The sequence below is a fragment of the Butyrivibrio sp. INlla16 genome (assembly GCF_900104155.1).
Classification (GTDB): Bacteria; Bacillota; Clostridia; order Lachnospirales; family Lachnospiraceae; genus Butyrivibrio.
Genome location: NZ_FMYB01000046.1, coordinates 1 through 13,018 on the forward strand (window position 1 = coordinate 1; position 13,018 = coordinate 13,018).

Annotated in this window: 14 protein-coding genes and 2 pseudogenes; 2 read left to right on the forward strand and 14 right to left on the reverse strand. The window is 40.8% G+C overall.

From position 1 onward, the window contains the following. Positions 1-266, forward strand: a pseudogene (locus BLR42_RS22945) (hypothetical protein); the annotation flags it as partial. A 673-nt stretch (positions 267-939) separates the two neighbouring features. On the opposite strand, the gene BLR42_RS17190 reads toward BLR42_RS22945, so the two are convergent. The 10 genes from BLR42_RS17190 to BLR42_RS17235 all read right to left on the reverse strand — a co-directional run bounded on the left by BLR42_RS17190 (position 940) and on the right by BLR42_RS17235 (position 8,813). Then, complete coding sequence (locus BLR42_RS17190; protein WP_091871768.1) at positions 940-1,539, reverse strand: cytidylate kinase-like family protein; 600 nt, start codon at positions 1,537-1,539, stop codon at positions 940-942. Between the two features lie 16 nt (positions 1,540-1,555). Continuing rightward, a complete protein-coding gene (locus BLR42_RS17195) occupies positions 1,556-2,908 on the reverse strand; it encodes an ArsB/NhaD family transporter (protein WP_091871769.1) in 1,353 nt (450 codons plus the stop codon). 15 nt (positions 2,909-2,923) lie between these two features. After that, positions 2,924-3,424, reverse strand: a complete 501-nt coding sequence (locus tag BLR42_RS17200; RefSeq protein WP_091871869.1) for a DUF2798 domain-containing protein — start codon at positions 3,422-3,424, stop codon at positions 2,924-2,926. 206 nt (positions 3,425-3,630) lie between these two features. Continuing rightward, positions 3,631-3,924 carry a hypothetical protein gene (locus BLR42_RS23635; protein ID WP_242879406.1) on the reverse strand — a complete coding sequence of 98 codons (294 nt, stop codon included), beginning with the start codon at positions 3,922-3,924 and terminating at the stop codon, positions 3,631-3,633. Then, positions 3,884-4,174, reverse strand: a complete 291-nt coding sequence (locus tag BLR42_RS23640) for a class I SAM-dependent methyltransferase (protein WP_242879407.1) — start codon at positions 4,172-4,174, stop codon at positions 3,884-3,886. The genes BLR42_RS23635 and BLR42_RS23640 overlap by 41 nt, the downstream gene beginning before the upstream one ends. 406 nt (positions 4,175-4,580) lie before the next feature. Then, positions 4,581-5,789, reverse strand: coding sequence for a metallopeptidase TldD-related protein (locus BLR42_RS17215; RefSeq protein WP_091871771.1), 1,209 nt, complete (start codon positions 5,787-5,789; stop codon positions 4,581-4,583). 16 nt (positions 5,790-5,805) lie between these two features. Next, positions 5,806-7,152, reverse strand: coding sequence for a TldD/PmbA family protein (locus BLR42_RS17220; protein WP_091871772.1), 1,347 nt, complete (start codon positions 7,150-7,152; stop codon positions 5,806-5,808). A 263-nt stretch (positions 7,153-7,415) separates the two neighbouring features. Further along, on the reverse strand, positions 7,416-7,763 hold the full coding sequence (locus BLR42_RS17225; RefSeq protein ID WP_091871773.1) for a type II toxin-antitoxin system HicB family antitoxin: 348 nt from the start codon (positions 7,761-7,763) through the stop codon (positions 7,416-7,418). Further along, positions 7,760-8,020: a type II toxin-antitoxin system HicA family toxin gene (locus BLR42_RS17230; protein ID WP_022762335.1), complete on the reverse strand. Its 261-nt coding sequence runs from the start codon at positions 8,018-8,020 to the stop codon at positions 7,760-7,762. The genes BLR42_RS17225 and BLR42_RS17230 overlap by 4 nt, the downstream gene beginning before the upstream one ends. A gap of 217 nt (positions 8,021-8,237) precedes the next feature. Further along, positions 8,238-8,813: a replicative DNA helicase gene (locus BLR42_RS17235; protein WP_091871785.1), complete on the reverse strand. Its 576-nt coding sequence runs from the start codon at positions 8,811-8,813 to the stop codon at positions 8,238-8,240. Between the two features lie 162 nt (positions 8,814-8,975). Between BLR42_RS17235 and BLR42_RS17240 the strand changes: the two genes are divergently transcribed. Beyond that, positions 8,976-9,905, forward strand: coding sequence for a DMT family transporter (locus BLR42_RS17240; protein ID WP_091871787.1), 930 nt, complete (start codon positions 8,976-8,978; stop codon positions 9,903-9,905). Positions 9,906-9,961: 56 nt separating this feature from the next. Here the strand turns inward: BLR42_RS17240 and BLR42_RS17245 are convergent. The 4 genes and pseudogenes from BLR42_RS17245 to BLR42_RS17260 form a co-directional block, all read right to left on the reverse strand. Further along, positions 9,962-10,144: pseudogene (locus tag BLR42_RS17245) on the reverse strand (flavodoxin family protein); the annotation flags it as partial. A gap of 19 nt (positions 10,145-10,163) precedes the next feature. Beyond that, positions 10,164-10,715, reverse strand: a complete 552-nt coding sequence (locus BLR42_RS17250; RefSeq protein ID WP_091871791.1) for a flavin reductase family protein — start codon at positions 10,713-10,715, stop codon at positions 10,164-10,166. Positions 10,716-10,732: 17 nt separating this feature from the next. Then, a complete protein-coding gene (locus BLR42_RS17255; protein WP_091871794.1) occupies positions 10,733-11,824 on the reverse strand; it encodes an aldo/keto reductase in 1,092 nt (363 codons plus the stop codon). Between the two features lie 19 nt (positions 11,825-11,843). After that, positions 11,844-12,986: an aldo/keto reductase gene (locus tag BLR42_RS17260; RefSeq protein ID WP_026527973.1), complete on the reverse strand. Its 1,143-nt coding sequence runs from the start codon at positions 12,984-12,986 to the stop codon at positions 11,844-11,846. Positions 12,987-13,018: the final 32 nt, after the last annotated feature.

A 13,018-nucleotide genomic window follows, 5' to 3' on the forward strand; every position in this document is an offset into this window, starting at 1 on the left:
AATACAGAGAAAACTTTTTCGCATGGATTTACGATTTTTCAATACCTACAACGAATAATCTGTCGGAAAGATCACTCAGAGGAATCAAAACCAAAATGAAGGTATCAGGTCAGTTTGCATCTACTGATACCGCGGATAATTACGCCCTTATAAGGACATATATCGAAACATGCCGTCGTAACGGGATAAATGAAATAGAAGCTCTGTCCAGGCTATGCAATGGTAAACCTTATACTGTGGAGGAAATCTTCTCTTCACAGAAATAATCATACTGAAACTTAATAGCGAATCAGCGTGCTGATTAAGTACGCTGATTTGTCATGTCCAAAAGTATTTAGACCGTGAATAGTAACGACCTGGGGTTTTCTCATTGTATCATGGGGACTTTATTGTAAAGATCTGGCAGTTTTGATATTATAGAATTGAAAAAGAAGTTTGGAGAAGAAGTTTGTCTAAGAATAAAAACGTTAATAAAAACCATTTGAAGAGCTGACAATTACAGATAATTACATGAGAACACCAGTTTGGCATAATATCATTTCGTTAAATCCACATTTTATGAAATTAACGCGGTGATGCGGTGCAGTAATAAAGTATACCCGGCACAAAATAAAGAGGATACTTATGAAAGATTAGTATCCTCTAGAGTCAGATTTTTTTAAGGATTTTTCCACGTAATTGAAGAATTGAATATTTCGGACTGTGAGCCCACTCAATTTTCTATTGAGCACCATCTGTTCACGCAATAACACCACTTTGTTTTTCAGGAATACAATTTTCGCCTCAGAATCCCGTGAATGTTTTCTGATGAAGGTAATATTTGAAAACTGTCACTGTTACTCGAAAGCTTTTAGTTCGTATTATGGTGAATAATGCGAACCATCGAGGAAGAAATATATATTGCGAGATAACTTTATAAAGCCGAATGCTCCTCAATATTTATTTAGCGTGATTCCTTGCATCAATGTAATCAATAATCACCCTGGTTGTCTCTTCAAGACCTATCCTGCTGCTATTAATGGAGAGCTCATAGTTTCTGGAATCTCCCCACTTTCCCTTGCAGTAATAGTTGTGATAAGCCTTTCTCTTCCTGTTGTGGAAAGCAATCAGCTTCTCCGCATGCTCCCTGGTGATATTCTCTCTTTCCATGGTTCTTGTAATCTTTGCTTCATAATCTGCCAGGATAAAGATACTCACCATGTTGGGATTATCTTTAAGGATTTCCTCTGAGCACCTTCCAATGATAACAAAAGACTCTCCTGCATCTGATTTTTTACGCAGGAAATCAAACTGCATCTTATGTATGTTATCTTCCACCGAACTGCTATAGCCTCTGACCGTTCTGTTAAACAGTAGGCTTCTTGGCTTCTCATCATACTTTTCAAGTTCTTCCGGGTTCACATTTTTTTCTATTGCAATCTCTCTTAAGAGATTATAGTCATAAATAGGGAGCTGATAGTGCTCAGCCAGCTTGTGAGCAATAACATGTCCGCCGCTACCGAATTCCCTTCCGACTGAAATAATAAGTTGTTTATTCATTCTCAACCTCTTTCTATCATAAATATCTGACATAAATGCAGACCATAGAAATAAGCACTACAATAATTGTAGCAGGAACAGCAGAAAAACAGTACTTTTTCCAGCTGATAGGATATCCTTCTCTTGCTGCTATTGAAGTTCCGACTACATTTGCTGACGCTCCTATAGGAGTTGCGCTTCCTCCAATATCTGTTCCCATTGCAAGTGTCCATGCAAGGACTGAAAGATCTGCCCCTGTAGTAGCTGCCAGGGTCTTAATAACAGGTATCATTGTCGCAGCAAAAGGTATATTATCAACAAATCCGCTGGCAATAGCAGATACCCAGATGATAATCGCGATCATAACCGTCATCTTTCCGCCGCTTACCTTGCCGATAAAATCAGCTACAACTTCAAGTACTCCTGTCTGTTCAAGTCCTCCTACTACCATAAAAAGACCTATGAAGAAAAGAAGAGTCTTATAGTCCACTCCTTTAAGGATCTTCACTACATCTTTTCCTGCAGTAAGCAATGTGATTGCTGCTATAAGCACTCCGATAAAAGCCACTGTAAGGCCTGTCTGAGCATGTGTCACAAGCAAAACAACAGCAAGAAGGAAAATAACAGTACTGATGAAGAATGCATTTTTATCTGTGATTGCAGATGAAGGATCGGCCTTGCTCTCATCAATTACAGCATTTCCTGCTGAAGATAGTTCTTTTCTGAATACCAGATAAAAATACAACACGATAACAACCAGAGAAATAACAGCTATAAGTCCTGTATTAGCCACAAAGTCTGCAAAGGAATAACCAAAGGAAGTTCCTATGATAATGTTAGGCGGATCACCGCACATTGTAGCGGATCCTCCAAGGTTGGCACAAAAGATCTCTGACAGGATCATTGGTATCGGATTAAACTTAAGGAGCTGCGCCAGCTCTAATGTTACCGCAGCCAGGAAAAGAATAACCGTAATACTATCGATAAACATCGCAAGAACAAAGCTCATTACCATGAATGTAAGGAATATAGGGATAACCTTATATTTCACAGCTTTTGCAATGGTCATACACAGCCATCTGAAAAATCCAGCTCTGGCCATGCCTTCTACCATGACCATCATTCCAGCAAGGAAAATAACTGTCGCCCAATTGATACCGCCAGTGCTCTCAGAGGCGGTACCTGCTTCATACCAGAAGCCCAAAGTGAAAATATTTCTTATGTTCAGTGTTTCAAGAAAAGCATCCATGCTTCTCATACAAACTCCAAATACCAGTACTGCTGTTGCGAGGCCACATGCAAGTGTTACTATGTGTCTCTCGATTTTATCCCATATTATCAAGCCAAACATTATTACAAATATGGCGATTGCCATAATCATCGAAATCATTTCTACCTCACTTCTTTAACATTCCTTCTGTGGTTCGGCTTCCGTTGCTACCTTTTTGTCTGAAAAGATCAGTCCAAAGATCCATCTTACAAAAGGTCCGGCAATCATCAGCTGATAAAAGAAAGCCATAGGGAAGTTCTTTACAGTAGTCTCAAGCCATGTAGCGATCATCTCTGCATTGAAACCACCCTTAAAGAGAATTGTTGCAACAAAACTCATCATGGGGCACATGAAAAGTACGGAAAATACTGAGATAGCAAGTACCATCATAAATGGGTTATCTCTTTTGGGATTAACCAGCTTCATAGCCTTTTTCTTGGCAATGGGGCCAGCGATAAAAGTATCAAGTATAAAGGCTGCTAATCCCATAATCGGAAGCTCTGAAAGTGCTGCAACGAAGATGAAGTTCTTCATTCCGCCTGTTTCGAGCGCTATGTTATAGCATACAAGTCCATAAACCATAACTATAACCATCATTACTGTAAAAATTGTTTCCTGAATTCTGTTCTTTGGCATTTTTAAACCTACCTTTCTAAAAAAGTGCAATAAAAAAGAGGCCATAAACTCGTTATGACCTCCACAAAGCCTAGTGTACATCGCACTGCGTTTCTTTTACGATAGCCACTTTATCATAATTATTTTTTTCGTGTAAGTAAAAAATTTGTGAACTTTTTCCAGATATGTATTTGGATTGTTCGTGGTAAAGAAAACTGCAATTTTATCTACCAAACTCGTTTACTGCACAGACAATGCAGAACAGTTCCGTCTTCCGGTATGTATATTTTCCCCTTTTCACAAAGGATAACCTCCATACCTGCCTTATTGGCAAACTGTATCAGATCATTTGCTTCAAAAGATTCCCAGTAAATATCTCCTTTGGCATACGGAAAAAAATTATGACCTTTAAGACAATTAGGATGATTCTCTTTCAGATAGTTATAATCATGAGTTGAAAAACTGAGCAGACCTCCTGTCTTAAGAACTCTTTTGCATTCCGACAGATATCTGCTCTTCAACTCGTCTCCATACAACAATCCGAGAGTTTGTGCCCAGATAATTCGAAATATCGATCCCGACAACTTCAAATCCGAGATCATGTAATGCGAATGCTTCACGGCCCAAACCGCACCCAATGTCAAGTATCCTTGAGCCAGGAGAAAAAAGTTTGGAAACTGATTTTTCCCATTCTTTCAATGCAGGCCTCCAGTCCAGCATTTCATCAACGTTTTTGGTATTCTCATACCACTTTGAAACTTTATCGTTCATAAGAAAAATTCTATCAATCACTAGCTGCGACTTCACTTACGCCTAAACACACTAACTCAATATTTTTTATAAAAAGATAATGTCTGCTATAAAAGGAACATAAACTATTCTTGGAGAGAACGCTCCTCTGTACCATATTCCTGTCATAGTAAGTATACCTACAAGGTAAAATGTAAAAACAACTGATATAAAAATATGACCCACATGATGCTGCTTTTTAAGTATACGTGCCAATACAAAGTATAAAACCAAAGCTACTGCTACCGGAATATAACCGCTAGTCAAATGTTGTGAACACAATTCCCAATCCATAAATAATCATCTTTCTCCAAACAATAATATTCGGATTTATCGTTCTATTTATCTCTTGTCCATTATCAGCCATTGATCCATTCCGAGACCCGCATCACACTTTGTTCACTCTCACCAGCAACTGCTTGTCATAGTATATCGGGCGGTCGGAACTCACACCGATGAAGTCCTTGCCGAACATGTCAAAGACTGTTGAGGCAATCTTGAATTCGGGTAAACGGCCCAGGACCTTCTCGCCGTCGAAAAGAAGAGAGTTCTGGATCAGCATGGTGTACTCCCCCTTTTCATTAAAACCGCTGGAAGTAAAGTCCACCGGCACCACGCACAGGCGCCCGTCAAGGAGTTCTTTAACGGTCTTCCCACTCCTTGCGATCCTTAAGTTAAGTCCTCCCGCTCCCGGAACGTCAGAAAAATCATTATAAGCAGGTCCAGTGTGGGGGATGTTATATTCCCTCGCAGTCTTTTTATCGGCATACCCGGTCTTCAGAACGCCGTTCTCAACAAGTACCAGTGTGTCATTTTCAAATACGCATCCGTCGCCGTCCCAGAAAGTATTGAACCAGGCCTCCTCATCCGTAGCATCATGGATCAGTGTAAAGTTATTGGAAAAGAGCTTCTCTCCGATTTTTCCGGTAAGAAGGGAAGTTCCCCTGGCCAGTTCCTCGCCGTTTAAGTGTTGTGAGAAGAAACCGACAAGCCCGTAATAGGTCACATCCAGGATAACTTCCTCAGGGATTTCCTTCATAACTTCGTACTGACCAAAGTAATCATCTGCCACCTGGCGGAATACCTTCTCATCGAAATCACGCATATTAAACTCAAAATATCCGTCATCTATGTTCTTGCTGTCGCAATGCTTAAAGGTGCCGCTTACACCAACCGCATAATCCTGTGAATGGTAATCCATTCCGAGATCATTAACGGTCCTCCTGTCATACTCGGTCCCCGTGAACCTGATCTTGCAGCGGAATTTCGGATAGGTCTCATTTAAGTACTCAATGCAGTTCTCCGCCTTGCTCTGAAGTTCCCTGTCCGTTAATACACGTTCTCTCTTGTCCCGTGCTCTTGTTCCGGTCTCCAATTCGAAGGGATAAGGACGTTCACGCTCGAGATTCTTCTTGGCCTTAGCATAACCTTCTTCGTCACTTACCCTGCCTATGTGATAGTAAATACCTGCAATCCCGTCTTTGTAGATTCTATGAGAGGTTTCGTAATTACTCTCTCTTCCGAATGAAACGAGTTTTCCTTCATCAAATTCAAACGTGCTCTTATTTTGCGACCATATGTCTTTTGCTCTGTGCATATGTTAACCTCAATCTTCAACTTATGGATAGTTTTTTAACGCGAATGCTGGGCCCGCCTGCTGACACGCGTAAGTCCTGACCGTTCTTACCGCAACTGTAGGTGTCAAACAGTTCATAATCATCACCAACGGCATCCACATCAAAAAGAGCACGGAACACGTTGCCCGTCAGCATGTGCACGCGGACAGGCTCACATACTTTTCCGTCCCTGATACGGAAACAAAGTGTAGGGTTCATGACAAAAGTAGAGTTACCCGTACCGTTGGATACATCCCTCACATAGATTCCGTCTTTTATGCCTGCAATCATATCCTCAAACTTATCCGTTCCCGGTTCCATATATGTATTTGTCATACGGACAATGGGCTGTTTGTGGTAATCCTGTGCCCTGGAATTTCCGGTCTTCTGCTCACCCATTGTAACGGCAGACTTAGAATCATGCAGTCTTCCTATGAGCACACCATCCTTCATTAGATAAGTCTTGCATGCCTTCGTGCCCTCGTCGTCATAAGGCGCATAACCATGATTTAAGAGCTGACCATCATCACAGATGGATATCTTTTCGGAGCCCACCTTCTTTCCAATCACCCACTCTTTAGCCAGAGTCTTGTCTGTCAGCATAAAATCCGCCTCGCTCTTATGTCCGAAGCTCTCGTGGGTAAACATCGCCGTTACCATGGGAGCAAGCACGCACTCATACTCACCAGGGTCAATGTCCTTTGCATTCTTAGCATAGTCCAGATACAGCTCCTTTTTCTCCAGCACTTTTTCCTCAAGACCAATAAGTTCCGGCAGCGTCATCTTCACGGCATAATAATTTCCGTAGGAAGTAACACCATCCACGGTAAAACCGTAATTAAAACCGAAGTAGCAGCTCTGCATATCCCACGCAACATCCGTCCCCTTGCTGGTTATCAGATGCTTTTTTTCATGTTCACCGCCGATATAGCATTCCCTGAAAGTGACATCCTTATCCTCGGGATCTGAGCATTTTTCCACGTAATCGTCCAGAATCTCCTTCCACCTGCTTCTAGGTACATTGCGAAGATCCGATTCCTTATCGAAGTTCATGATTACATCTTGGTTAACTTCAAACGCTTTCACGACTTCATTTTCGTAAATGTCAGGATCAGGCGTAGCGATCTTAGTAAGTGAATCCAGCTGACTTTGGATATCCTCAAGTGTGTTAGTTGTTGCCGTATACCACATGTTCCCGTCAAACACACGTACCATGGCCCCGACTTCGGTGTACGCACCGTCATTTTCAATCTTCCCGTTTCGGATGGTAAGCCATATCCTGTAACGCTCTTCAATGCGAACTTCAGAATACAGATCCTTCGGAAATTTAAAATTATAGTCCATACTTTTTGTCCGTCCCCTTTTGTAAGTTCAACTGTAATCTAATCAGCGAAATGAATCACTTCTACAGATTATGACCTAATTTTCTCCACAACTTTTTTAAACTCATCATATCTAATTTGCTCAGAAAAGGTTTCATACCCTTATATCTTAATAGTTGAAACAAATAAAGAAAAGCCTTGTCATCAAGGCCTTTCCATTATAAAATCCATCTTTAGTTATCAGTTTTCGAATCGGCGAATTAACAAAAATATTGCGTCTTTGGGCTAACCTTCTAGGATGTCCAGTTCATCATCAATAGCTCTGGATACAAACTGGTTTATTGTGATTCCTTCATTGGCAGCATATAATGCAATTTTCTTATGCTGCTCAGGCTTAATGCGAACATTGAATGAGCCTTTAAATTCTCGTTCAGGATCTTTTCCAATCTTCTGGCAGTAATCAAGGTAATTATCTATACAATCATGCATGGACTGTGTAAGCTCTTTTACTGATTCTCCATGAAAATTCAGAGAGTCATTGATGCCAAGAACGTGACCTATGAATATCTGATCTTCCTGGTCAAATTCTACTTTTGCATGATATCCATTGTATTCCATCAGTGAACTTATCATTCTATCTCACCTACTTCCTTAAGAAATGCTATGACCATCTTTACGTGATACCTGTACAGTTCATTACCTGGGTGCGGACCGTCAAATTGGAGGATGCGCTTGGTTTCAACATGATAATAGCCTATTCCTGATCCTCTTCCGCCCTCGAACTTTTCGCAGCCACATTGCTTCATAAGTGCGTCCAGTTCTCTTATTGTAAAACTTGTCGGTGCGGGTTTTGACAGTAATTTTTCTAGTAATTTTGATTTCTTTGGCACAGTAATTCCTCTTGCAACTATTTTCTAGTTACAATATAACACTTTAGCCCTACCTCGTCAATTCCAACAGAGTAACAGCTAGCATTTCCTTATTTCATACATATCTTCATGTTTTAGATACAATACCTGATATGTCGGGATTATTAGTGTGTTCCATGGATCAGATATATATACTCCGCCTGTAGACGTTGCTGATTTCTTGAACTGGATCCATAGGTCATCTATCATATCTGACATCATGTATCGCCATATGCTGAGCAATGTTCAGCACAAAAGCAGTTTTTCCCATAGATGGCCTTGCTGCAATAATAATAAGATCTGATGGCTGAAAACCGGCTGTTTTATAATCAAGCTGTGAAAACCCAGTAGCATGACCGGTCACTGTTCCATGCAGTTTACTGGCTCTTTCAATCCTATTTAATGCATTCATGACAATCATGCTGATTGGCTCAAAATCTTCGCTGCTTCCGGACTGTGTTATGGCGAATATTTCTTTTTGGGTTTCATCCATAACATCTTTTATTTCTGGCGGATTACTGTAACATCTATTTATGGCATTCCCACAGGTATGTATAAGTTTGCGCAGTATACTCTTTTCACTGACTATTTTTATCTTCTTTACAGTAGATGTAGTACCCACATTAACTGCGCTGCCCCCGTTTGCATCAAGATGCTGCGCCTGAACATTCACCTGGGTTTTCTGAACTCCCATATCCGAAGGGTTTATACAGAATACAAGTGTCCCCGAAAGTGCTCCTGCGCATATCCTTGCAAATATCTTCTTAATAAACATCTTTTATAATCTCCTTTTGAATCACTGATTATCTTTCTCAAATATGAAATACCAACATTTTTTGGTTTTTTAAAAAATAAAGTGATTTTTTTATCCTGAAGATAAATTGAAAAGGAATTCTGATTGTGTTATATATGTTTTCTGTCAAGGAGCAGTAACACAATGAAAAGAAATCTAAAAGGAATAATATATACGCTACTTGGAGCATCTTGCTGGGGATTGTCCGGATCAATGGGCCAGTACCTTTTTACCGTACAGCTGATGGATAGCAGGTGGCTCGTGCCTATAAGACTTGGTCTTTCAGGAATACTTATCCTTTTGTATTGCCTGATAAGACATAAAGATACCGTGTTCAAGCCATGGAAATCTGTAGAAATGGCAAAATGGATGATTATATATGGAGTTGCGGGTGTAAGTATCTGTCAGTTCCTATATTTTCTAACTATCGAACTTTCAAATGCAGCCATGGGAACAATACTTCAGGATCTATCACCAATATTTATACTTATCTTTACATGCATGACCTCAAAGAGATTGCCCAGATCATTTGAAATCATATCCATACTTTTAGCAATAACCGGTGTTTTCCTGTTAACAACTCACGGTGATTTAAAGCATATCTCATTACCACTTCCTGCACTTATTGCCGGTATCGGCAGTGCTTTCTGCGTAATGATATACAACGTACTTGCACCGAAGATTACTAATAGCATTCCTGTCATCGTGGCTCAGGGATGGTCATTTTTACTTGGCGGTGCACTCTTGGGGATAGCTTTTAGAACCTGGAAAATACACTACATTCCAAACCTTATGGGAATATTGGGAATACTCTTTGTTGTCGTTATCGGTAATATTTGTGCATTTACCCTATACATAAGCGGAGTATCAAAAATCGGTCCACAAAAAGCAATTCTTTACAGTTTTGCTGAACCAATAACAGCTGCCCTTATCTCAACATTTGTTTTAAAGAGTAGATTCACCATCTACGATGCCATAGGTTTTGGACTTATCTTTATGATGCTATTCTTCATTACCTTGGGTTCAAAAGAAAATACCGTTACATCAAAGGAGACTGCGAAGAATGCTGTATAAGCATTTTTCACAGTCTTTTCCTAACTTTGATTAGCATCGACAAAAAGAATATTAAATCATTCACTGATAAAATGTGTCCACAAGTGTTCTTCCGATTTTGGCATGCCATATTTTTCTTTTCCTAGAGCTATGCTCTTCATTAGGAAGGACATGTTTCTGGCAAGAATTCTCATTGTCTGAAGGCCTTCAAGGTCTTTTTCAGCCTGTCCCTTTTCCCTTCCATGAACACTATTCCAATACAAGAATTCTCCTTCCGTCTTATTTAAGTGACATTCCATCCTTAAAAGCATTACCCACAACATCACCAAGGGCAACATACGTATTGTTACACGGATCAAAGGTAATTGGCTTAAGCTTCTTTGGATCTACATTTCCGTTCGTAACTACGCTTTCATCAGCGGATACGTTTACAATCTCACCGATCAGAATACCATCCTCAAAGCTTTTTACTCTGCACTCTAAAGCCATTGGAAGCTCATCTATAAACGGGGCATCCACAAATTCACTCTTTGTTGCGTGAAAACCAGCCTTAGCAAATTTGTCGGGAACTTTTCTGCCTGATTCTATGCCAACATAATCGCAGGCGACAACAAAATCTTCTGTGGCCATGCTGACAGTAAAGGCTTTCTTTACCTTTAGATTATCTGTTGTTTTATGGTCTGAAAGACTTATTGTGATTTCTTTAAAGTCTGTTGTTATGCCCCATGCAGCATTCATGGCATTAGGTACCCCATTCTCATCATAGGTACCGATAATAAGTACCGGCTGTGGTAACATAAGTGGTTTTGCTCCGTAATTCACTCTGCTCATTTTAAATCCTCCTCTTGTTATTCCATGAATGACTTTATTTCTGTCATTCTCTCGCTTTGCTTTACACCAAATGGACATCTGTCGTCACAATGGCCACAGGAAATGCAATCTGATGCCTTCTTTTCCAAGGTACTATAGTGCTCTTTTGCAAGTGTATCTCCCACCTTTGCCAGATCATAATATTTGTTCACAAGCCCTATATCTATGCCCACGGGGCATGGTTTGCAATGATTACAGTACACACACTTACCATTTGCCTGCGGTGGCGCAAAGGAACCTATTACTGAGTAATCAAGCTCTTCATCTGTCCTGTCGTAGTAAGACAATAGTTCGTCAACCTCTGCTACACTCTGCGCTCCCGGGAGCACTGTGAGTACTCCGGGCTTATCAAGCGCATATTTTATGCATTGAAAAGGTGTGAGTGCCTGTCCGAAAGGCGACCTCTTTGCATCAAGGAGCTGGCCTCCTGAGAATGGCTTCATTACAGAAATACCGACGCCTTCTTTTTCACATCGCTTGTAGACTTCTGCTCTCTCATCAACTCCTCCATGAGCATAATCGCCCTGCCCGTAGTCATAGCCGGGATTAACGGAAAACATGAGCATATCAATCTGGGCTTCATCCATTATTCTTTGGATTACTAAAGGCGTATGGGATGAAAGACCTGTATGCTTTACCACCCCTTCTTCCTTCATTTTCATAAGATAATCGTATACACCGTTCCGCTGATAAGTTTCCCAATCAGAATCTTCGTCCTGACAGTGAATAAATCCATAATCAATATAGTCAGTCCTAAGGTCGTGAAGCTGCTTATCCAGTGATCTCTTAACCGTGTCCAAATCAAGTGACCACCCGTAAGTGCCTCTTGAATAATCCGCCCCAAAATGGAGCTGGTAAAAGATATTATTCCTCACATCAGACAAAGCCTCTCCATACATGGGAAATGCTCTGCCATCTCCTGCGGCCATATCGAAGTAGTTGATACCACCATCATAGGCACGTCTGATTGCTTCAACCGCAGCTTTGGTTCCCGCTTCATAAATATATGCAGAGCCAAATCCTATCTCACTGACCTTATCTCCGGTTTTTTTATTTACCCTGTATCTCATAAAAAATCTCCAGTACTATTTATCCAATCTTTTCAACAAAATCAGACATCATATCTGAAATCTTTATCTGCTGTGGGCATACCTTCTCGCAGCTATGACAGTGCAGACAGGATACCGGCTTCTTGGATTCATCCATTGCTGCAAGCGCCATGGGGGCTATGAACGTCATTCCTCCGGCAGCTGCTGTATAGAGATGTTCGTTGTATAAAGAGATAAGATAGGGTATATCTAGTCCCTGAGGACAGTGACTTACGCAGTAATGGCATGCTGTGCATGGAACAGACTTTGTGGACATCATTCTGTCCACAACCTTCATCAACCCTTCCATCTCTTTATCATTGAGGGGCTTATCCTCAGAATACGTCTTAAGGTTAGCATCAAGCTGCTCCATTGATGACATCCCTGAAAGCACCATAGTTACGCCTTTTACTGACTGCAAAAATCTGAAAGCCCATGCCGGGATTTCCTCGTCAGGCCTGAGAGCTTTTAATTCTTCTTCTGACAGTGGATCAAGCTTTGCAAGTTTGCCGCCCCGAAGTGGCTCCATTACCCAAACTGGTATATTCATATCATTAAGGAGTTTAACCTTTTCCTCAGCCTTCTGGAACTTCCAATCAAGGTAATTGAGCTGAAGCTGGCAGAATTCCATATGCTCACCGTATGCGTCCAGGAATCTCTTAAGGACTTCATACTCTCCATGGCATGAAAATCCAAGATGCTTTATCCTGCCATTTTTCTTCTGCTCCATAAGATAATCAAAGATCCCGTACTTCGGATCAAGATACTGATTGATGTTCATCTCACAAACATTATGGAAAAGATAGAAATCAAAATACTCCATCCCTGTCTTTTTGAGCTGTTCTTCAAATATTTCTTTTACCTTTGGCATATTTGAAAGGTCATATCCCGGAAATTTGGTAGCAATGTAATAGCTGTCCCGGGAATACTTTGAAAGAGCTTCCCCCATTACTATCTCAGAGTTACCGTCATGATATCCGAATGCTGTATCGTAATAGTTGATTCCGGCTGCCATTGCTCTATCAACCATCTTTTTGGCCTCATCACGATTTATCTCCGCATCGTTACCGTTTACAACCGGAAGCCTCATAGCTCCGAATCCAAGCCCTGAAAGACTGATACCCTGAAAATCTCTGTAAACCATTGCCATAAGTCATAACCCTCCTACATTTCTGA

What these genes read in the sequence shown, in the direction of transcription:
- BLR42_RS17215 (WP_091871771.1), bottom strand. Translation starts at nt 5,789, where the DNA reads ATGCACAGAGCAAAAGACATATGGTCGCAAAATAAGAGCACGTTTGAA.
- BLR42_RS17250 (WP_091871791.1), bottom strand. Translation starts at nt 10,715, where the DNA reads ATGAGCAGAGTGAATTACGGAGCAAAACCACTTATGTTACCACAGCCG.
- BLR42_RS23640 (WP_242879407.1), bottom strand. Translation starts at nt 4,174, where the DNA reads ATGAACGATAAAGTTTCAAAGTGGTATGAGAATACCAAAAACGTTGAT.
- BLR42_RS17255 (WP_091871794.1), bottom strand. Translation starts at nt 11,824, where the DNA reads ATGAGATACAGGGTAAATAAAAAAACCGGAGATAAGGTCAGTGAGATA.
- BLR42_RS17200 (WP_091871869.1), bottom strand. Translation starts at nt 3,424, where the DNA reads ATGCCAAAGAACAGAATTCAGGAAACAATTTTTACAGTAATGATGGTT.
- BLR42_RS17190 (WP_091871768.1), bottom strand. Translation starts at nt 1,539, where the DNA reads ATGAATAAACAACTTATTATTTCAGTCGGAAGGGAATTCGGTAGCGGC.
- BLR42_RS17220 (WP_091871772.1), bottom strand. Translation starts at nt 7,152, where the DNA reads ATGGACTATAATTTTAAATTTCCGAAGGATCTGTATTCTGAAGTTCGC.
- BLR42_RS17240 (WP_091871787.1), top strand. Translation starts at nt 8,976, where the DNA reads ATGAAAAGAAATCTAAAAGGAATAATATATACGCTACTTGGAGCATCT.
- BLR42_RS17195 (WP_091871769.1), bottom strand. Translation starts at nt 2,908, where the DNA reads ATGATTTCGATGATTATGGCAATCGCCATATTTGTAATAATGTTTGGC.
- BLR42_RS17260 (WP_026527973.1), bottom strand. Translation starts at nt 12,986, where the DNA reads ATGGTTTACAGAGATTTTCAGGGTATCAGTCTTTCAGGGCTTGGATTC.
- BLR42_RS17235 (WP_091871785.1), bottom strand. Translation starts at nt 8,813, where the DNA reads ATGTTTATTAAGAAGATATTTGCAAGGATATGCGCAGGAGCACTTTCG.
- BLR42_RS17225 (WP_091871773.1), bottom strand. Translation starts at nt 7,763, where the DNA reads ATGATAAGTTCACTGATGGAATACAATGGATATCATGCAAAAGTAGAA.